Source organism: Bacteroidota bacterium, assembly GCA_016714535.1.
Lineage (GTDB): Bacteria > Bacteroidota > Bacteroidia > AKYH767-A > OLB10 > JADKFV01.
The window spans coordinates 148,677-171,562 of record JADKDR010000006.1 but is presented as its reverse complement, the minus strand read 5'-3'; the positions used below and the strand labels follow the sequence as shown (position 1 = coordinate 171,562).

Below are 22,886 nucleotides of genomic sequence, written 5' to 3'. Positions count from 1 at the left end.
ACTATGGTTACTTACTCATTGCATCAACTCGTGATTTCAATACATCGTTTTCTTTCTTTAACTGAATGATGTATAAAGTAAGCTCTTCTACTTTTTCGAGAAGTTTGGTTTGCATTTCGCCAACTTGAAAACCGCCTGTTGTTTCCACCTCTTTTGCCGAAGGCATATTAGGCAAGTGTCCTTTTTCGGAAATGGTTTTTTCTACTTCTTCTATCGAAGGCAAGTTATAGTCTTTACCAAATACATAGTCAGGCCAGTTGCCAGACAACTCAACACGTATTTCCTCAGCCATTACTTTTCCATCAACACTTAATAAGTAACCTGATGCGGGCGTTGCTGTTCCAATGGTAACTTGTCCACCACCTGAACACATAGCAATATTACCACCACTATGATTAAAATAAAGCGTAGCTGTTGCTCCATTATTACGCGCCATAATTTCATTATTGTCCATCACAAGATTTTCGCTTGTAAGTAAGCCGGTTACTAAATAACCACCCGAAGCTGCGCTAGCATCTGTTCCAGCACCTACATGCAATCTTGCATCAGGAGTTGAAGTACCAATACCTATATTACCGTTATTTAGTACGACTAAACGATCGCCTCCATTGTAAATGCTAAATTTTCCTGTCTTATCCATGTAAGTCCATCCTTTAGTTGAGTTACCAATTTTATAGCCATAGAAGGGCCTGCCGTTGGCTGTATCGGTAGCATTCATATAACTACCGGCATATCCACCGGTTGCGCCATCATACTGAAAACCTGTTGACGAAGTACCTACCAGGTGAAGAGGATATAAGGCATTAGAGGTGCCTAAACCTGCGTAACCATTACTTGCTCTGATAGTTAAATCGGGACGTGTGCCGGTGGTGCTTACAGAAGTAACAAATGTTGCTGTAGAAACATCGTAGCCAGTATATGCACGTCCAATGTTGCCAACTCTGTACTGAATATTGCAATTGCTCGTTGCTTGATTCAATACAAGAATTGAACTGTCGTTGGCAATGCTGCTTTCGACACGCAGGTGTCCATTGCTTACATGTAATCTATCGGCAGGGGTTTGTGTGCCAATACCAACATTACCAGATGGAGCAATATTAACACGTACTAAGTTGTTGGTGCGTAAACGTAAAGCTTTGGCATCCGTAGTACCAATGAAATCATTTGCAGGATTAATGCCTGCGTTACCTGCCAGGTTCCAGGTTTGTGCCTGTACGCTGAAACTCGCCATAATGGCCATTCCAAGCGTGAATTGAAAGAATTGTGTTTTCTCATTTTAATAATTTTTTAAAGTTTAGTTAGGAATTTTTTAAATGAACAGTGCAAACGTAATATGCACTTGCAACACTTTGGAGTGAATTTAATTAATCGGTAGCTGCAAATTTTTAAATGGAGAATCTACCGTTTACAAAACGAAAATCAATTTTGAACTGCGATTCAAGCGGTTGAATATATATTTAAACAACATAGGCAAGTGTTGCCACAAGCACCTTGCTATCAGGTATGTTGTTTAATACTTCGATGCATGCAGCCAGGGTGCTACCGGTTGTAATTACATCATCTATTAATAGAAAAGTTTTTCCATGCAATGCTTCATCCTGCCTGAGCATAAATACTTCTTTCATATTTTCGTAACGCTCATAGCGGTGCTTTCGTGTTTGTGTAGTTGTGGCAGTATCACGTGTAAGTATATGCTCATCGTAAGGTATATGCATGCTGCGATTCAACCCAATTGCCAACATGGTGCTTTGATTATAACCACGTTGCAGCAAGCGAGAGCGATGCAGTGGCACCGGAATAATATAATCAGCTTGTGTGTAAATTTTCTTAGTAAGTAAAAATCTTCCCATCCATTCGCCAAGCAATATTCCGATGTTGCGGTTACCGCGATATTTTAATTCATGTATCGCCTCCTGAATTCCGGAGCCTTTTGCAAAAAGCAAATAGGAGGTTGCTGCATCTACTTTGCACTTGCCCCATAAGTGTTTAATTACAGGATTATCCGAAACCGAATCAAACTCGGTAATTGGTAACTGATTGATGCAGCGGTTGCAAACCAAATATTCCATGCTGAATAAATTGTTGATACACATACAACACCGGTTGGGAAGTAAGATGTTGTAAAACCCAAACACGTATTTATCTAGCAGGGTTTGGCTCATATGGTTGCAATCACTTTTAACTCAATACCTATGGGTGTTGGTAGGCAATTAATTTCGAGTGTAGTGCGGCACGGTGGATTGGTTGCAAAATATTCTGCCCATAGTTTATTGTAGATAGTAAAATCATCTTTCATGTTGGTGAGGTAAACAGTTACATCCACAATATTTTCCCAACGGCTGCCGGCATCTTCCAGTATGGCTTTTACATTGGCAAATACCGAATGACATTGCAAAGCAATGTCGTATGAAATTATTTTTCCATCGTCACTAAGTTCTACTCCCGGAATTTTTTTTGTGCCTCGTTCGCGCGGGCCTACACCGCTTAGAAATAAAAGGTTACCAACCTTGCGAGCATGTGGGTATAACCCAACAGGTTCAGGTGCTTTAGATGAATTAATGCTATCGTTGTGCTGCATGCTTGTTTATTTTTATACTGGCAATAAAAGTAATACAATTTCCGCTCACCGTTTTTTTTGAGTTTATTTACGTACAATTTTTTTACAATGAATTTAGATTTTCAAAACCGAAGAGCACTTGTATGCGGGAGCACACAAGGTATAGGTAAGGCTGCTGCCATTGCCCTGGCACAACACGAATGCAGTATTACGCTGCTTGCACGCGATGAAAATGTATTAAGCGAAGTGTGCAATATGTTGCCAAACAATGGAAACCAAAAGCATAGTTACCTAGCGGTGGATTATCGATACCCAGAAAAGTTAAGCAAGGCAGTACAAGAATTGATTGAGGAGCAAGGTACCATACATATATTGGTAAATAATACAGGAGGGCCACAACCCGGGCCGGCAGCCACTGCTAAAGAAGAGGACTTTGTTGAAGCATTCAGCAATCACCTGCTATGCAATCACCTGCTTATGCAATGTTGTCTCGATGGAATGAAACAGGCAAGTTATGGCCGAATAATAAATGTGATAAGCACATCGGTTAAACAACCATTGAAGGGCCTCGGTGTTTCAAATACCATACGAGGTGCTGTGGCTAACTGGAGCAAAACTCTTGCAGGCGAATTGGCACAGTTTGGCATTACGGTAAATAATGTATTGCCCGGTGCAACCAATACTGCAAGGCTTACTAATATTATTGACGATAAATCGAAAAAAACCGGGAAAACATTTAATGATATTGTGCGCGAAATGGTAACCGAAATTCCTGCTCAGCGCTTTGCCGAACCCAATGAAATTGCAGATGCTATTGTTTTTCTTGCTTCACCGGCAGCCTCCTATATTAACGGAATTAATTTGCCGGTAGATGGAGGAAGAACATTGAGCTTGTGATTTTAATATCATTCAATTCAATATTTTACTTCTCAGAATTGGCAACTTTATTTTATGTGGTTGGTTCAGTTACAATTACATGTTGCCTCCAACTTATATAGAAATGCCAAAACGTGCTTTCAGTTTACATAGCTTAATTTATAGCAATTCTTTTTTGACCTCAAGTTCATCTAGTGTGTGATAAATATTTCCGCATAAGTGGAACCTGCCAAATGGCGAATGCATTACGATATCGATACAGATTCTTCAAGAAAAGTAAATTCTTTGTGGCTTCTGATTGTAACTTTTCCTAATTTTTTTTTATAACGCTAAATGTTATGTTGTCTTGGAGCGTCTTAGGCAATAACTGAATAAGTATTTACGAGGTTAAAAATATCAACCTAAGAAAATGGTGCACCTAGAATTATTTTCGTTTCAGATTTCTAGGAATTACGAATAGCACATTACCGATATTTGTTTTGTAAAAGGACTGTTATAAAAAGTAGTACCTGAGTTTCTTTATAATAACCGGAATAGAATAGAACAATGGAAACGCTCACTCATTTACTTAACCACAAGTTTGGTGCTCAAACTTTCATCTTCGGTAACCAGTTGAATAAAATAAATGCCGGGCGTCATGTTTAGCTCTCGGGTAGATATGCCTTGCGATAAGTGTGTTGGGTTATCTACCTTTTTGCTCAACATAAGCTTGCCATTTGCATTAATAATGTTGAGGGTAGATGTACCTGCAACATGATCAGCCATAATAAAAAGTAAATCGTTGGTAGGGTTGGGAGTAACCACTAGCGATGCAGTATTTTTAATTTTGCTTCCTAAGGCAATAACTTTAGAGTACGAATTTTTACCACTTAATTCACTTGATACAATACGGTAAAAATATTTGTTTTTGATAAGGTTATAATCGTTAAAGCTATACGATGTTTGATTGCCTGCAGAAAGGGTATAAATGTGTTCAAAATTTACACCATCAGCACTGCGCTCAATATGAAAAGATATCACCTCATTTCTACTGCTTATGTTCCACATCAATGCATTGTATTTTTCGTAATGCTTGCCTGTAAATGATAATAAAGAAGCTGCAAGAGGGTCGGGAATAAAGATTTGGAAATTATCTACAGCAACACCGGCAAGATTAGTGACATCGCCAAAAGCTTTGAAGCGGATTCGGAAGGCAACATTCAGATTCCCGGCTAGCGAGCTTATTCCCCAAAAGCAGCGATTGTATACAGTTACCGTGTCACTCGAAAAATAGGCCTGATTAATTGGAAAAGATGTATTGGTTATATTGTTTTGGTTGTTGTACCAGTTAGGCACCTGATAGTTTCCAAGTGGAGACCAGTTATCGCCTTTATCAAGGCTGTATTCTACAATAAAGCCATCATATCCATTTTCGGTATTAAACTTTGAATAAAATTCGAGATTCCATAATACAGATCCTGTTAGGTCAAAGTTTGGAGTTAAAAGACTTATTTCTTCATCTGTCTGATAGGTAGGTTGCGTAATGCCTGTTACCCACGCGTTCACTCCTGATAGTGTTCCGTCTTTTCCTGGAACTGCCGAATTGCCTAATTCCCATGGGGTCTCAATGTCTTCGTTATCGCTTCCAAAATCATTAGGGTTGGTTTCGAAGTCGCCACCATTTGCATACAAGTATGGTGCAACACGGTTAGGCAGAATTTTGATATAATTGGTTTTTGAAACGGAGGAGCCACCACTATTAATAGTTAGCGAAACCGCATAAACTCCCGGGTTGGTATAGGATTTTAAAGGATTTTGAAGTGTACTTGTAGTTGCATCACCAAAGTTCCATAGGAAGCTGGACGCTTTATAACTTGCATCATAAAACTGAATACCCTTATTGGTATAAGTAATACGCTTATCAGATGTAAAGGCAGCTTCAACGCCTGTAAATACATCACTCGAAAACACACCACGTCCATGTGTTGCCACCAGCATCAATCCATCGCTTGGGCGATAGTTAAGCATATCGCATCGCATATTGGCAAGGCCCGTATTGCTAGCAAACCACTGCGTGGCTGCCCCGGCTAAGGCATCGGTTGTCCACACACCCAGTTCAGTGGCAAGTAAAAACTGTGTGGGATTTATTGGATTAAACATAGCCCAACGTACAGGCATATCGGGCAAGTTGCCTTCTATATTTGTCCATGTAGCGCCTGCATTGGTTGTTTCCCACACACTGGCTACACCATAATTCGAAAAAGTTACAATAATGTGGTTTTCATTGCCCGGTTCAACAACAATGCAAGATATATTTGCTACAGGAAATGTAGTATCACCTATACTTGAAAATGTGGCAGCAGTTGGTGCATTTAATGCCTTTATTAATTTGCCATTGGACAATCCAAAATATACCGTAGTGTTGAGATTAGGCGATACCGCAATGGAACGAATACGTGACGATGACAAAGCCGCAAATGATTTTGCAATAGCCGGAATTGTTGTGGCACTGTGAGCCCATACAAAATACTGACTGTTGGCCGCCCACGATGTATAGATATTTTTTCCTATAGAATCGTAAGCTGTAATATTAAATGGACCAAGTGTTTGTTTATTTCCAATGTAAGAATTGCTCAAGCCGCCATCGGTCGATCTGTAATAATAAGTTAATGGAGTTGGCACCGTTAAATTTGTCGATGTCCATACATGATTGGCTTGATTGTTATAATCTACATGATAATAGCCGCCATTATTTCCTGCAATCACACCGGTACCTCCTAAATTTATCAAATTACCATTTCCGATTCCAGGATTATTCAATTTCATATTGACATTGTTTTCAGTACCTGCCCAAATGCGATGGTCATAACTTGTTGGGTTAAGCGTACTGCTAAACAACAATGCATTATTCAAATTATCATTGCGTGGTAAAACGGCAGGAGTAGTAAAGGTTGCATTTGTTGTACGGTAAATTCCTCCATCATTTGCAAATAACACAACATTCGAATTTCCGGGTTCGAAGTATGCATCATGTTGACAAGCATGCACATCTGCATAACCAGCTGTACCTGTATAATCTGATGCCTGATAATACGTTACTCCACCATCATTACTTCTATACAAGTTTATACCGCCTACCCAAATAACAGTAGAGTTGTTAGGGTCAACTTCAAGCATCATGGTGTAATAAGCAAGTCCATTGGTAATATCACGGGGAGTAGAAATATTCGGATTAGCATCAATTGGTAAAGAACTTGGTGTCCAGGAGAGACCCTGATTTCCTGAAACATAAATTGTATCTGTCCGGTATTTACCTGCGGTAAATTTGCAAGGCATAGCATAAATAATGTTGGCATTGGATGGAGCTGTAGCAATTTCAATTCGCCTTACATTAATATTAGTTGTAAATCCGCTTGCCGCAGTATTTAGTTTAGTCCATGTACCGGCATTGCCAGATGGACTGCTGTACATACCATCGTTGGCTATGATACCGCATGATGCGAAGATGGTACCATTGTTTGCAAATTCAATATCTGAAATTACATCCGATACGGCCCCGGTACCAGCTCCCAATACTTTTGTCCAGGTTAGTCCGCCATCAGTTGATTTTTGTAACCCTGCACTTGTTGCTGCATATACATCGCCATTTGTATAAACAAGAATTTTTTGATTGAAATAAAAAGTAGCGTTATTGGTTGATGGTAGTTGTGCCCAGGTTGTACCACCATCGGTCGATTTCCAAATACCCATGCCACGAATAGCTTCGGTATTCGTATAACCTTCACCTGTACCAAAATAGGCAATTTGATTATTTGTAGGGTCGAAAGCGATGGTTGTTACAGCAAGATTGGCAAAAAAATCATTTACCGGAGTCCAGAAGGTAGTGGAGGCTGTAATGTTATTACAACGCCACAATCCACCTGCAACACTTGCAGCAAAAACACGCTGTTTAAGGCCATCATTAGGGTCAAGTATTACACTACGCATGCGGCCCGGTTGGTTTTTTGGGCCTCGTTCTTTCCAACTAAGTCCTGGTATTGGTCCCAGGACTTTCATAGATTGTTGTCCTTCAATTAGCTTCATCCCTTCGAGCAAACGCTCACGCGGTACCATGCCTGTGGCCGGGTCCTTGGTTAACTCATGCTCATATTCAGCATTAAGTTGGGGATTTGGTAAATTGTGTTCTAAAACATACTGATGATTGGATTGCGCAATATTAATCTTGCAAAACAAAAACAATAGTAACAGTAACCATATATGTTTTCTTAAAAACATCACTTTCAGACTAGAATAATCTTAATATAAACGCACTACTTGCATCATGGGATGATGCGGGATTTCGGATACCAAATATAGTACCATATTTGGTATATAAAAACATTTCCATCAACAATTTGAAGCGAAATAGTATACGAATATAATTGTGTGGTAAAGGGCTATTTATCTAACGTAAAAGAATAAATATTGTGTGCAATACTATTGTCTTGCTGCTAAAAAGATTGTTGATTTACTTGTTTTCCTTATTTAGTTGCAACAGATTTTGAGCTTCTTGCTTCCGTGCACCGTTCAAATCAATAAGGTCATTGAGTAGTTCTTGAGCAAGAATATTGTTTTTTAGCTGAATGGCATTAAGCGCCCGAAACCATAAGGCATCTTCGCGCAACTCAAATTTCTTGTCAATTTTAATTTTCGAAAAATAAAATTCAGCGGTGACATAGTTTTGTTGTTCGAACCACGAAGCAGCTAAGTAATAATTACAGTTATTGGTATACATGCCTGCATTGGCATACACCTCATTTATTTTTTCAATGCTTGCAGCATATTGTTTATTTTTAAAATCATTCACAGCAAGCAGATAAATTGTTTCGTTAAAAGCAACACTCTTCGAAGCGGCAGGTTGTTTTGCTTTTGTTTTTTTTCGCTCAACTGATTTATTGCTACTAATAGCTATTTCGCGAAGTGCTTCCGATTCATTGCGCTGCACCGCATTTCCTGTTCTAATGTCATTTCCCCTGCGCGAGTCCAAAGAGACATCTTTGTACAAGGCAAATGTATCAAAGGCACCTTGCTGTTTTGTGACATCCGCAGTTATCTCCTTTTTATTGGTCGCTACTTTTTCTGGCAAGGAAGTATAATCATCCTCATCTTTTGTCGATTCTTCACCGTTCATGCTGATTTCCTTAACATCCTCGGCTGCACTGTTATTAACGGCAGCTAAATCGGTTATTACAATATTTTCTTCAGCATTTTTTTTGGTTAGATTTTCTTCAACAGCTGCTTCATTTACCACCTCTTTGCTAGGTATCGGAATAGGAGTAGCTGCAACAGCCGCAACGCTATCGCTAACAGCCGCAGCGCTTTCGGTAGGTTCCAAAATCGAATCGATACTTACCGCTTTATCATTTTGTGTAAGTGTTTCTTTGTCTCGTAGTTTCAGGAATAATATACCTGAAACAATTACGGTGGTAATCATGGCAGCAGCAGCAAGCCATTTGGTACTAAATAGATTTATTCTTTTGGGAGGTAATAGTTTTTCAATTCTTGTATCCAGGACTGCATTGATGGTTTCGATAGGGGCGGTGCTGTTCATAAACCCTTCTATCACATCACTACACATTTCACAATCGGCCATATGCAATTCAACGCGCCTCGTATTAGCGTTATCCAGCTTATGTGCTGCATACAAGCTCGCATCCTCATCAGTGATGTGGTCGCTAACCGAAAATATGGCATCTCTATTACCCATTAATTAAACAAATATAATAAAACAATTAGCTGTATCTTTTTTAAGTTTTCCATCATAATGATCTTTAGGTTTCGCTTTCCGTTTTGAATGTGACTTTTAACATCGTTAAAAGTAAAGCCAGTTTGACTTTGTATATCCTGGTACGATTTATTTTCGAGGTACATCATGCGTATACACACCTGCTGCTGATCTTTCAGGGTATTAATGGCTTCTTCCAGTCCGTTCAACATCGCTTCTTTGTTTTGTTCAAGATGCAAATCGGTTTCTGATTCCACATTGGCATAGTAATTAAGTTTGATAGCATCATCACTGCGCATTTTGGCGTTCTGCTTACGCAAATCCATCAGGCAATGATTTTTTACCACATGATGCAGCCACGCTCTGAAATTATCGGGCCGTTGTGTCTTTAAGGTGGCGAGCAATTGCTCAAATACATTCATGACCGCATCTTTAGCATCATCATCGTTGTCATAATATTTTCTTGCTATACCATAGGCAAAAGAGCGCGATTGCTTAAAAAGTAAACCAACGGCTTCCCTGTCGCCATGTTGGGCATAGCGATTTATTAGTTCTAATTCGTTGAATGTATCTTTCAAGAAAAGTTTGGTTTGTTAATCTGTCAGCAATATTAATTAAATCAATTCACATGGATACAGATTTTGTAGATTGAATTTACTTCTGACGATGGAGTGTTTTACAATTAGCTAATTTTCAAATTGGCTTTGCCAATACCAGGTAAGTCTTTTTTATAATTCTTTTTTTGTAAAAACACCAACATAGTTGAAGGGTGTCAAATGCAATAATCTATTTTTTATGTTGTCAGAAACATCAAGCGATTGAATAAAATTTTTGATAGAAGCTTCGTTGATATCTTGATGGCCACGGGTTAATTGTTTAAGTGCTTCGTATGGTTGTGGATAACCTTCGCTACGTAATATGGTTTGTATAGCCTCGGCCACCACAGCCCAGTTAGCTTCCAGGTCTTGCGCAATTCTAGTTTGGTTTACCTTTAGCTTGCCCAAACCACGTACAATAGACTTAACCGAAATGTAAGTATGAGCCATTGGCACTCCAATGTTACGCAATACGGTGCTGTCAGTAAGGTCGCGTTGCAAGCGCGACACCGGCAGTTTACTGCTGAAAAAGTTGAGCAATGCATTGGCTAGTCCGAGGTTACCTTCGGCATTTTCAAAATCGATGGGATTTACTTTATGTGGCATAGCACTACTGCCTACTTCGCCTGCTTTGGTTTCCTGTATAAAGTAATTCAACGAAATATAGGTCCACACATCGCGACAAAAATCAATCAGGATGGTATTCATACGAGCCATGTTGTCAAAAATGGCAGCCATATCATCATACCATTCAATTTGTGTAGTATATGGTAACCGATACAAGCCAAGTGATGCAATAAAATCATCTGCAAATTTTTCCCAATCTATATCGGGATAGGCAACATGGTGTGCATTAAAGTTTCCGGTAGCGCCACCAAATTTAGCTGCGTGCCTTGCATTTTTTAATTGTTCCAGCTGATTTTGCAAACGAGCTTTGTACACATATATCTCCTTGCCTAACCTGGTTGGCGATGCCGGCTGCCCATGCGTACGCGATAGCATGGGTATATCCTGCCATTCCATAGACAATGAATCAAGCAAACCCATAAGCGAGGTTATTTGCGGAAAATAATGTTGTTGTATAAAGTGATTCAACATTAATGGTGTTGCCGTGTTATTAATATCCTGCGAGGTAAGTGCAAAATGTATAAACTCCGTTTTGGCTTCTAGTCCAAGTGCTGCCATTTTTTCTTTCAGAAAATATTCTACCGCTTTTACATCATGATTGGTTGTAGCTTCTATTTCTTTAATTCGGGTAGCATCAGCAATGTTAAATTCACTAGGTAGCTTTCGCAATTCTTCTTGTTGCACGTTTGAAATTTCTCCAAGGTTGTTCAAGTTAAGTTTGCTAAGCGCTATGAAATATTCAACCTCAACCCAAACGCGATATTTAATTAAGGCGAATTCAGAAAAGTAGGCTGATAGTTCTTTGCAATGTAAATGATACCTGCCGTCAATGGGCGAAATGGCATCAAGTTGAGTAGAAATCATTTATTGTTTTTTGAAAAAAAGAAGCGCGAAGGTACGATTATAATTCATAACCGAAGCACTTTGCAATAAGCGGTTTATAAAACAGGTACTAACAAAAAGGTAACAGTTATAAATTTATTCAAATGGAGATGAAGTAAATAAAAAGACACATATTTGCGCAATGTCAGTTTACATAAAACAAACGTTAACATAACCATTGAACGCAAAATTAATTTCGATTTTAAAGTACATAGGCATGATTGGACTGAGCGTCCTCTTGCTTTGGCTTACCTTTAGGAATGTTAACATTACCGATGTATGGGATAAAATAAAGGCGGCCAAGTTTGGTTGGGTGCTTTTGTCCATGGCTTTTGCATTTTTTGCTATTGTATCGCGTGCTTATCGATGGAACATGCTTATTGAAAGTAGTGGTTACAAACCCCTGCTAACAAACTCTACCTATGCAGTATTGTTTGCCTATCTGGCCAATCTTGCATTTCCGCGTTTAGGCGAGGTTACTCGTTGTGGGGCGCTAAGTAAAAAGGAAAACATCCCTTTTGATGTATTGCTGGGAACTGTAATTGTAGAACGTGCAATTGATGTGATATGCCTTTTGTTTTCAATTGCTCTTGTGTTTATGCTCGAGTTTCAAACCATGGGAAACTTTTTATACGAAAAGGTATTCAAAGGCATAGGTGCCTCAATTAATATGACATCAGTAATTATAGCCATGCTTGTTATAGTTGGTGCAGTTATAACTACTCGTTTTTTAATTAAAAGCAATGCAAGTTCCGGATTTGTAATTAAGATTCGCAAGTTGGTAGTGGGGGTGGTTTCAGGGTTAAGTAGTATCAAAAAAATACGCAACCTTCCGGTGTTTATTTTTCACACTTTCTTTATTTGGCTCATGTATTATTTTATGATTTATGTATGTTTCTTTTCGTTACCGGCTACTTCGCTTTTGGGAATAAAAGAATGTTTTTTGATACTGGTGGCCGGAGGTCTAGGCATGAGCGCACCTGCACCCGGAGGCATTGGCGCATATCATAAGTTGGTAAGTGAAGGCCTTGCATTGTATGATGTTCCAATTTCAGATGGAGTAGCTTTTGCAACACTATTACATACATCGCAGATTGTTGAAATGGTTGTTTGCGGTGTGTTTGCGTTAATAATGTTAGGTACCGGTACATCTCGCATAAGCAAAACTGCCGCATGAGGGCAAGGTATAATATGGCTGATTATGTTTTTCGCTCTTTTGACGATGCAAAGGAATCTGTTGCAAATTTCAAAAACAGAAAACAGCGTATAGTTTTTACCAATGGCTGTTTCGATATCTTACACAAAGGGCATGTAACTTATTTGAATGAAGCTGCTGCTTTGGGCGATGTGTTGATAGTAGGACTTAACAGCGATGATTCGGTAAAAAAGCTAAAGGGCGCATCGCGTCCTGTGAATGATTGGGCTGCGCGTGCTACGGTTTTAGCAAGCTTAAAAATGGTGGATGCTGTTATCTGTTTTGAAGATGATACCCCCGAAACCCTAATTGCACAAGTTATTCCCGATGTGCTTGTAAAAGGTGGCGATTATAAACTGCACGAAATAGTAGGTGCCGGTTTTGTACAACAAAACGGTGGCCAGGTGGTAATAATTGATTTAGTAAAAGGTTTTTCTACAAGTACCATCATCTCTAAAATTGAAAACCAAAGCTAGTAATTGTAAGACCTTCACGTATTTTGAACACATTTATTATTCCGAATTAGATTACACCAAATCAGTTTTATTTAACTTGAGGCGCGTGGTAAATTTTAAACTAGCACACTTTTTTGGAATGCAAGAAATATTTTGAGCGAAGGTGTTTAGCATATAATTCATCCAATTATATACTAGTATCTAAAATCAACAAGCATCACGGCTTAAAGAAATCTAGCGAATTTTTTAGTAATTTCATGCAACTAGTAAACCTATTTCTTTATATTTCGTCATTCAATTAATAACACATAAACTCATGAAAAGAATTTGCGTCTTAATTTTATTTTTTATTTGCCTCACAGCACTCAAGGGATTTGCGACTCACTTAATGGGGGGCAACTTGTATTATACCTATACCGGTATAAATGGAGGCAATGGATATAGCAAATTCGATATTGAGCTAAAGTTGTATCGCTATTGTGCACCGGGCAGTTCACAAATGCCATCTAATTTTACTCTTGCTGTTTACGAGAACGATTCAGCAGCACCCAATGCTAATAAGATATTGTATAATACTTATATTTTTCCATTGGCTTCTCAGCAATTTATTACTCCACCCAATGCAAATGATACATGTGCTTTTTTACCAAATGAATGTGTAGAAGAAGGAATATACACAGGTTCAATTGAAGTGCCACCTAGCACAGGTGGCTATCATCTGCTTATGGAGCGCTGCTGCCGCAATCAAAATATTGTAAATGTTTTCAATCCGGGCGATGTAGGCATGGTGTTTTATGCCTTTATTCCGCCTACTACCGTTACAAATAATTCGCCACAGTTTCAGGTAGCACCTGTTCCGTACATCTGTGCCTTTGATACCGTTAGCATTTTAAATAGCGCAGTTGATCCTGATGGAGATATACTGGAATATAAATTTGTTACTCCATATGCTGGCATATCAAGTGGCAACAGTCCCAATCCTACCATGCCTTCGGTTTATTCATGGCCTATCGATACCGTTACTTACGATCTGGGCTTCTCTTCTGCACAACCCTTCGGAGTTGGAGGGTATCAGTTTATTAATTCGTCAACTGGCCTCACCTCTTATTTATCCCCAAATACAGGTTTTTATGTTGTTGCCGTTGAAATTATAGAATGGCGCAATGGAATTATTGTTGGCAAATCGCGAAGAGATTTGCAATTAATATTTATCACCTGCCCTATAAATCCAGCACCCGTGCTTTCTGCCCAAACCCAACAAATAAATTATACTGTACAGGCTGGTCAGCAACTTTGTTTTAATATTACATTTAATGATCCAAATGGAGATAGTGTGTTTTTTAATTCGAGTGGAAATATTTTTAACGGAGCTTTTTTTAATCCACCGGCAACCTTGGCACCAGCAGTTGGTCTGGCAACCGTTACTTCAACATTTTGCTGGACTCCGGCCTGTACCTTAAACTCAGCAGTTCCCTATAATTTTTCTGTGAGCACCAACGATAATGGTTGCCCGCCTAAAATTACCAATATAGTTTACAGTATAACAGTAGTCCCATTTGTTAGTAATATTCAAATTTCGGGGGCCGATTCTATTTGTGCAGGTGCTCTAAACAATATTGGTTACACCACCAATGGAAATAATGGTAGCACCTATACCTGGGTAATAAGTGGAGGGGCCATAACGAATGGGCAGGGAACAAATTCGATTTTTGTAGACTGGGGTCAGGTAGGCCCATATATACTCACCGTTACAGAAATAAGCGCTTCCGGTTGCCTGGGGCAACCGGTTACTAAAAACATTTATGTTAAGCCATCGCCTACAGCTAGCGCGGGTGTTGACAAGACATTTTGCTCAGGAGCAACAGTTACTCTTGGCAGCAGTGCGGCCAATGGCGTAACGTATACATGGAATCCCGCCAATGGATTATCTAATAGTGCCATCAGCAATCCTAGTATTACCTTAGCCAATGCAACACAAGCGCCAATAACATCCAATTATACGGTTACTGCTAACCTAAATGGGTGTTTGGCAAGCGATACGGTTACCTTAACTATAAACCCTACGGCAGTATCAAATGCGGGCACCAACCAATTCTTTTGCTCCGGAGATACAATTAATCTGGGTACACAGCCAACCAATGGTTATACTTACTCATGGACACCAGCTACCGGCCTTAGCAGCACTACAATTTCTAACCCTACCTTACAATTAATTAATAATGGCAGTGCTATCGTATATGCCACTTATTATGTTGTTACCAATAATACTTACAATTGTCCATCTTCAGATAGCGTTACCGTTGGTATCAATCCATTGCCGGTAGTGTTATCATCTGCTAATCCAGATACAGTTTGTGCAGGCAAGCCGGTGGTACTTAATGCAACAGGTGCCAGCAGCTATAATTGGGCAAATGCCAACAACCCGGGCACCAGCATTGGTATTGGAAGTTCGATAACGGTAAATCCAACCATTACAACAACCTATATTGTTACCGGTACAAGCGCCTCTAATTGTGAGAACACTTCATCTATAACGGTAGTTGTAAATCCATTACCCGCAATAGTTGCTTTTCAAAATCCTGATACCATTTGTCAGGGCGATTCTTCACTTATAAGTGTAAGTGGTGGCAACAGTTATGCATGGGCTTTGCTTACCGCGCCCAATCAGGTTATTAATACGGGTGTTTCATTTTATGTTTCGCCTATGGTAACCACATCGTATATAGCTACCGGTACAAACTTGAATGGGTGCGAAAATAAGGATACGGTAACCATTCATGTAAATCCTACACCGGTGCTTACCACCATCATTGGCACACTATCAGTATGTCCAGGAATAACTGGTCTTACCTATTATTTGCCCAATGGAAACACTTCTTCTACTTACAATTGGACAATTACCGGAGGAACAATCGTAAGTGGACAGGGCAATGACTCTATCCTTGTAAACTGGGGACCAACAGGTATTGGAGTAATATCCGTTATTGAAGTATCAGATAAGGGATGCGTTTCGGAAGATATTGGAATTACCATTTCTATAAACCCTGAACTTGAACCGGCCATTCCATTTGGAGATACAGCCTTATGTGCCAACGAGGCATTTGGCATAACGTATAGTTGCCTGCAAACACCCGGCAGCACCTACAATTGGTATACATCTAATGGCACTATAGTAAGCGGAAACGGTACAAACTCTGTAACTGTTAATTGGAATATAGCAGGCCCTGCCACAGTGTATATATGGTATCAGGAACAAACCACAGCCGATACTATATGCAGCGGCTGGAGTGATACCTTGGCAATTACCTTGTGGCCTGTGCCACAAACTTCAGCAATAAGCGCTTCGCCTGAAGTTTGTATTTATGATACTACCTCATTTGCTGTATTAAACAGCATTGGCAACAGTTATTTCTGGAATGCAGTTAACGGAAACATATCGATTGGGCAGAGCACTAACCAGATGAATGCCTATTGGACTGCAAGTGGGTTGCAACAAGTACAGGTAATTGAGACCAATTCCTTTGGTTGTAAAGACACAGCAGACTATACGATACTGGTTAATCCACTACCCAATGCTAATGCTGGAAATGATACATCGGTTTGCTCTGGTTTTAGCACAAACTTATTGGCAACAGGGGGTATTACTTATAGTTGGAGCCCGGGCACAGGGTTATCAAATGCTTCAATTCCAGATCCGGTAGCTACACCAAATGTTACCACAACCTATGCAGTATTAGTTACTGATACCAATGGATGTAAAAAGTTTGATTCGGTTATGGTAGTGGTTAATCCTTTGCCTGTAGTAGTTACCATCGCCAACCCTCCTGCTATTTGTATTGGCGACAGCTCGCAACTTAGTGCCTCAGGAGGAGCTACGTATCAATGGAGTCCTTCTAATTATCTTAACAATGTTTCGATTGCAAATCCTTATGCGAGCCCTCCAGTAAGTTCCACATATTTGGTAACTGTAACCGATACCAAAGGATGTAGCAGCAGCAGTTCAATAACCATAGTGGTAAACCCATTACCAATTATATCTACCAATAATGATCAAATTATTTGTAATGGTTCCAGTTTCTTGCTTACAGCCTTAGGAGGTGTAACATATCAATGGAGTCCTCCGGGCGGATTAAGTTCGGTAACTGGACAAAGTGTAAGCGCAAGCCCATCACAGCCCACCTTGTATATAGTTACCGGTACAGATGCAAATGGTTGCCAAAATACGGATAGCGTGTTTATCGATATAAATCCACAACCTAAGGCCAATTTTAGTATTCAACCTGATATTTCATGTAAGGGAGTTTCCATTCAGTTCGAAAACTTAAGCGCAGATGCATTGAATTTTGAATGGCAATTTGGCGATAACACAGCGAGCAGCGACATTAACCCGGTTCATTTTTATCAGTTAGGACAGCAAGCATTTGTTCAATTAATTGCATACAACAATTTTTGCAGCGATACCATTATTCTTTCAAATAATGTACTAACACTTTCGGGCTATTTGGATAGTACAGCAAATGTATTTACTCCCAATGGTGACTTAATCAACGATTGTTTTGGACTGCCATTAAATACCAAATTTGAAGATTGCATGACCATGTATGTATTTGATCGTTGGGGAGTGCTGATGTTTGAGAGTAATGCAAGTAGCAAGTGCTGGAATGGAAAAAATAAGCAAGGCAATGATGTGCCTACCGGAACCTATTATTATAAAATTAGAGTTGAGTCGAGCGAAGCATTCGGAGCTTTACAGTTATTAAGAAACTAAATAAGCCTTATTTATAGTTGGAGTACTACATTTTTTTACACTGTCAATAACTTGTTAATAACCATGTTGTATTTTACGTGAACAGTCTTAAAGTGTTGGCAAAATAAAATATTATATTGGTTAGTATGCAGCATCTTAGTTGAGACCTGTTGATAATTAAGCACTGAAACTCAGCACTGACAGTTATTGCAAGGCAATTTGGGCGAATGGATTTAATGCATAATCCAAAAAACTACTTTTGGCCATCATTTTCCAATCTACTGTAAAAACTGATTTTTTAATAGCAAATGAAGTAATTTCATAGGCCAGTATATTGTAAAATTCTCCAAATAAAAAAAACTTAAAAAATAAATACTTAAACAAATGGTTAAACACATCGCAAGAAAATTAAGCAATTCATGCCTGACATTGATGGTTATGTTAGGGCTGGTATCAAGCCAAGTGAATGCGCAAAATTCACCCTTTAACTATTATACCTTCGAGAATTCTGCTACTCCTATGAAAGATGATATGGGTAATGGCAATCTTGACCCCAATTATTATGGAGGCGTATACTCAATTCAGGCAAATGGCAAAGTTGGCAAGGCAATGGAAATAGGAGCTGCTACAAATTATATTTTGTGTGCTCAAACTCCATTAACTAACCAATTCACTTTTGAATTTATTTTCAAGGCATCAAGCGAATTTCAAGGGTGCAATATTTTTGGTCGTTGGGATGGTGCAGTTTCTGCAAGAATTGGGTACCCATATATATCGTTTAATACTAAATCTTCAAAAAATGGTCAAATTGCCGATGACCAATTCATGATTGATTTAAATGGAATAGGAAGAAAACAATATGGTTATTATTTAGATGGCAACTGGCATCACCTTGTATTTAAAGTTAACTTAACTACTGGTGTAAAAGAAGTTTGGGTTGATGGTCAATTGCCTACGGGATTTTCAAAGGCGATGACAGTGGCTGGTAGTTTATTCTCTGCGGCAGGAAGCCCTAACAACATTATGTTTTTAAATACCAATAGTTCATATTTAAAAATAAAAGCACAGATAGATGAAATTGCTATTTATAAATTGGCTCTCCCCAATAATGTAATCTATAAGCATTTTAACGAAGTTCAGGCAGGTAGCCACTATACCTTTACCAATAGTACAGTTGTACCACCAACAGCATCTGCTGTTACTGCCGGCATAGATATAAAGGAATTTGCTCCGGGTCACCCAAATTATACGGTTTCTGCAACCGATCAAATCCTTTCTTTCCCTGTACCACGTTTTAAGCCGGGTCATACCTTATTGAAAAACACCTCACTTGTTGATTATATTTATTTAGGAGGCCGATATCAACCAGGTGTTTCTGATAATCAAGCCCGTGATAATAGTGTTGCTATTCAGCGTGAGTTAGCTACAAACTTTAATCATAATGTGATAGTTGCTGGAAACACAGGTAGCTATACACAATTTAACAATACCGCGACTTTTAATGGTGCATGGGTTAAACTTGCTAACGATAATCCACAGTTTGGTGCTGCAGCTTTAAGTTTTTGGCCACACCTTAATCCAACCAATGCAGGCTATGCTTGGGGAAGCGCTTACGTAAATTGCGGATGCCTAAACAATAACAATTATTTGCAAAATGGTAACGGACAATTCCTTGACCTTTGGGGTAATGTTACCACACAACAAAAATACATGTCGCCTATTGCACCGGATTTAACTAATTTAGGTAATGATGGTATGACTCAAAAATTCTACCTCCAAAAATTACTTGACAACATGACTCGTCCGTTAAACCACATATTTGAAAACGGTGAGCAAATACCATATTACTTACCTCAGTTTCAAGGACCATCGAAAGATCCTAATGTAGTTAATGCTAAAAATGCAAGTGGGCTTGATTGGTATACCTGGTTAAGTAAGCGTTATACAGTTTATGCAAAAAACTATCGTGACAAGTTTATGAATATGCCTGCGTTGTCTAATACACGTTTTACTTATTATCAAATTGATGGACATGATACATACCGACAAAAATATTCTGAAGCACGCACTATTTCTACTCTAATAAACGGAACCAATTACGCTTCGGGCGACTTGTATATTAGATATCCATGGAACTGGCGCACACAATTTAGCGCATGGAATGGCTTACAATGGTTAATTGAATCACGTTACGAAGAATTGAAGAATGGCGATAAGTATTTTTCTCCTGCGGTAGCTGCCGGCTGGGATGATAACGAAGAAAACAATATTCGCCCTGCGCAATGGCTTGGCTTAATGAAAGTAATGAGCATGATGGGTGCTGAATTCTTTTACCCTTCTTATTTTGTAATGGGTCAACCTTGGCCAAAACCACAAGGTTACTTATGGCAATCGGCTATCCCGTCATATGCGCAAGCTGTTACATCGCGTTACGAAGATTTATTCCGCAACGGAAGTTTGATGGATGGTGATATGAAAGCCAATGAAGCAAATGTAAACAGTGGCCCTGCTTATATGTTCCGCACAGGTGATGATCGTAAGGTAATCGTTATTCGTAAGCATAATTCATTAAATAAATATGCAATTACTGGTACGCTTCAAAACAATTCGAACCAAAAAGGTAATGCCGAAATTGAAGGCGTTGCTACCTTTAAGTTGAATGGACAAACTATGAAAGTTAAAGTACGCAGACAAGGTAGTACATATTTATTTGATAATACGAATACTGCAAGTCCTGTATTTTATCAGTTAGATAAGTGGCACGAAGAAACACATCCTTCTTACTGGAATGGAGACTATAGCTTCGAAGCAGAATTGTTTGATAACATCAATACAAGCCTAGCAATTAAGACTGAAAGACCAGTTAATGCAGCTACCGGTGATTTTTCAGATTTCACCAGCTATGTTACCTTCAATGGTGGAGCCAAAACTGCGAATTATGATTTTGTATCTCGCGGAACTGTAAACAAGAAATATTATGTTTGGATTAAGGCACGTGCTAAAGGTGGTGTAAGTACTGGAGTATCTGTAAAACTGGATGGTCTTAGTGCTCAAAACATTGATTGCATTACCAAGACTGCCTGGACCTGGTATCGCGTTGCAACCAATAGCTTACCAACACAGTTTGCTAATGTAACTCCGGGAGCACATACCTTAACACTTACTTCTATTAATGCAAATATTGAAATCGATGAGGTATTTATCACTACTAACTCAGCAGCGTTATATGGTGCAGGCACTACAAGTTGCAATAGCAATGTTATTGCGGCCAATATAACAGCTAGTGGTGTTACTACTTTTTGTTCTGGCAAGTCAGTTGTATTAACCGCCAATACTGCAGCAACCTATTTATGGTCAAATGGTGCTACTACCAAATCAATAACTGTTAGTACAGGTGGTTCATATATAGTATCAATTACTGATGGACAAGGTGGAGCTGGAACTTCGGCACCAACTGATGTAACTGTATTGCCTGCTCCAAGTGCTACGATAACAGCAAATGGACCACTAACTTTTTGTAATGGTGCGAGTGTAAAACTTACCGCAGCTGCTAATAGCAGTTATTTATGGTTGCCTGAGAATAAGACATTCCAAACATATACCACCAGTGTTGCAGGAAACTATGCTGTTATTGTTACAGGTGCTAATGGATGTACCAAGCAATCTGCGTATCAAAATGTTGTTGTAAATAATTGTGTTGCACCATGTATTGTACCATTTGGATTGGATGTGCTTGTTAAATCAAACAGTTTTGCAAGATTGACTTGGGATAAGTCTTTAAAATCTGCCAATTATCAGATAGAGGTAAAAGATTTGGTAACCGGAGTAGTTAACACGTATACCATAGGGCCATGGCATAGCATCAAAGTTAGTAATTTGATTTCGAACCGCACGTATAACTGGCGTGTAAAGAGTATATGCAATGCCGTTTCAACCTCGTTTAGCTCCTGGGCATCGTTTAAAACAAATGCAGCCAAAGGTGGTATAGACTATGATGATGAAGGAGTATCTGTATTGTTTGATGAAAATGCATTATCGCAAGCCAATAATTTGATTGCATATCCAAATCCGGTTACTGACAATGTTTCGTTAGCTTTTATTTCAGATGTTAATGAAGAGCGTGAATTAATGATTTATGACGCCACCGGAAAAGTTGTTTGGTCGCAGTCTTTAAGCATTGTAGAAGGTATAAATAATCTTGTTGTAGATGTTTCAGCATTTTCCAATGGATTGTACATGGTACAAATTCCAAGCTCACAAGGAGCGTTAACTACAAGAATTGTAAAGAAATAAATTAGCATAAACTGCTATAATCAAAAAAGCCATCTTATTCAGATGGCTTTTTTGTTGGCTTTATTTATATTAATCAAAAGTTGATCATCACATTTGCTAATCTTGATTAACGTGCAACTATGCCATATTATGAAACACATTTTGCACATCCTCATCTTCTTCAATCTTATCGCACAAGGCCTGCACTTGTTCGGCTTGCTCCTCGGTAACTTCCACTGTATTTAAAGGTTCGCGCACTAGTTCGGCACTGGTGGTTTCAATACCACGCTCTTCAAGTGCTTTGCTCATGGTGCCAAAGTCTTCAAATGAAGAATAGAGAAAAACGTTTCCATCATCTTCTATAATATCAAGTAACCCGCTATCTATTAGCTCAAGTTCGAGATCTTCAAGGTTAAGATTGTTTTTCGGGAATTTGAAAAGCCCTTTTCTTTCAAACAGAAAAGAAACACTACCGCTGTTGCCCAGACTTCCTTCGCCACGATTAAAATACATGCGCATATTAGCTACCGTACGTGTGGTGTTATCTGTGGCGGTTTCTATTAATAGCGCAACTCCATGAGGGGCAAAGCCTTCATAAAGTGCCTCTTCGTAATCGCTAAGATCTTTATTTGATGCACGCTTGATAGCAGCTTCTATACGGTCTTTGGGCATGCTTGAGCCTTTTGCATTTTGCATAGCCTGCTTTAAACGCGGGTTATTTTCAGGGTTTGGTCCAGCCGATTTTACTGCCATCGAAATTTCTTTCCCTATGCGAGTAAAAGTCTTGCTCAACTTTGCATTGCGAGCAAATATCTTGTGTTTACGTTTTTCAAATACGCGTCCCATTTATGTTTTTATTTGATGGCAAATATAATCGAATAGAAGTTTTAATTCAAAATAAAACACATGTCTAGCCTGTCAACTTAAGTGGTAAAA

13 protein-coding genes are annotated in these 22,886 nt (G+C 39.0%); 5 read left to right on the top strand and 8 right to left on the bottom strand.

All coding sequences use genetic code 11. The features are described from left to right. Positions 1–7: 7 nt before the first annotated feature. The 3 genes from IPO27_10325 to IPO27_10315 all read right to left on the bottom strand — a co-directional run bounded on the left by IPO27_10325 (position 8) and on the right by IPO27_10315 (position 2,578). The gene (locus IPO27_10325; GenBank protein MBK8846907.1) at positions 8–1,231 is read right to left on the bottom strand and encodes a hypothetical protein; all 1,224 of its coding nucleotides are present in this window, start codon (positions 1,229–1,231) and stop codon (positions 8–10) included. Positions 1,232–1,457: 226 nt separating this feature from the next. Then, positions 1,458–2,069, bottom strand: a complete 612-nt coding sequence (locus IPO27_10320; GenBank protein MBK8846906.1) for a ComF family protein — start codon at positions 2,067–2,069, stop codon at positions 1,458–1,460. 89 nt (positions 2,070–2,158) lie between these two features. Continuing rightward, a complete protein-coding gene (locus IPO27_10315; GenBank protein ID MBK8846905.1) occupies positions 2,159–2,578 on the bottom strand; it encodes a RidA family protein in 420 nt (139 codons plus the stop codon). 87 nt (positions 2,579–2,665) lie between these two features. Here IPO27_10315 and IPO27_10310 point away from each other — a divergent pair, with 87 nt between their 5' ends. Next, complete coding sequence (locus IPO27_10310) at positions 2,666–3,454, top strand: SDR family oxidoreductase (protein MBK8846904.1); 789 nt, start codon at positions 2,666–2,668, stop codon at positions 3,452–3,454. Between the two features lie 543 nt (positions 3,455–3,997). Here IPO27_10310 and IPO27_10305 read toward each other — a convergent pair. The 4 genes from IPO27_10305 to purB all read right to left on the bottom strand — a co-directional run bounded on the left by IPO27_10305 (position 3,998) and on the right by purB (position 11,263). After that, on the bottom strand, positions 3,998–7,687 hold the full coding sequence (locus tag IPO27_10305; GenBank protein ID MBK8846903.1) for a T9SS type A sorting domain-containing protein: 3,690 nt from the start codon (positions 7,685–7,687) through the stop codon (positions 3,998–4,000). A 232-nt stretch (positions 7,688–7,919) separates the two neighbouring features. Further along, positions 7,920–9,158 carry a hypothetical protein gene (locus tag IPO27_10300; protein ID MBK8846902.1) on the bottom strand — a complete coding sequence of 413 codons (1,239 nt, stop codon included), beginning with the start codon at positions 9,156–9,158 and terminating at the stop codon, positions 7,920–7,922. Next, positions 9,158–9,754, bottom strand: coding sequence for a sigma-70 family RNA polymerase sigma factor (locus IPO27_10295; protein ID MBK8846901.1), 597 nt, complete (start codon positions 9,752–9,754; stop codon positions 9,158–9,160). Before IPO27_10295 ends, IPO27_10300 begins: the two co-directional genes overlap by 1 nt. A 150-nt stretch (positions 9,755–9,904) precedes the next feature. Beyond that, positions 9,905–11,263, bottom strand: coding sequence for an adenylosuccinate lyase (purB, locus tag IPO27_10290; GenBank protein ID MBK8846900.1), 1,359 nt, complete (start codon positions 11,261–11,263; stop codon positions 9,905–9,907). Positions 11,264–11,498: 235 nt separating this feature from the next. Between purB and IPO27_10285 the strand changes: the two genes are divergently transcribed. The 4 genes from IPO27_10285 (at position 11,499) to IPO27_10270 (ending at position 21,971) form a co-directional block, all read left to right on the top strand. Then, positions 11,499–12,458: a flippase-like domain-containing protein gene (locus tag IPO27_10285; GenBank protein ID MBK8846899.1), complete on the top strand. Its 960-nt coding sequence runs from the start codon at positions 11,499–11,501 to the stop codon at positions 12,456–12,458. A 14-nt stretch (positions 12,459–12,472) separates the two neighbouring features. Next, positions 12,473–12,952, top strand: coding sequence for a D-glycero-beta-D-manno-heptose 1-phosphate adenylyltransferase (gene rfaE2, locus IPO27_10280; protein ID MBK8846898.1), 480 nt, complete (start codon positions 12,473–12,475; stop codon positions 12,950–12,952). A gap of 295 nt (positions 12,953–13,247) precedes the next feature. After that, a complete protein-coding gene (locus IPO27_10275) occupies positions 13,248–17,699 on the top strand; it encodes a gliding motility-associated C-terminal domain-containing protein (GenBank protein ID MBK8846897.1) in 4,452 nt (1,483 codons plus the stop codon). A gap of 363 nt (positions 17,700–18,062) precedes the next feature. Continuing rightward, complete coding sequence (locus tag IPO27_10270; GenBank protein ID MBK8846896.1) at positions 18,063–21,971, top strand: T9SS type A sorting domain-containing protein; 3,909 nt, start codon at positions 18,063–18,065, stop codon at positions 21,969–21,971. 117 nt (positions 21,972–22,088) lie between these two features. Here the strand turns inward: IPO27_10270 and IPO27_10265 are convergent, their stop codons facing one another. After that, entirely contained in the window at positions 22,089–22,796 is a 708-nt protein-coding gene (locus IPO27_10265) for a YebC/PmpR family DNA-binding transcriptional regulator (protein ID MBK8846895.1), read from the bottom strand. Positions 22,797–22,886: the final 90 nt, after the last annotated feature.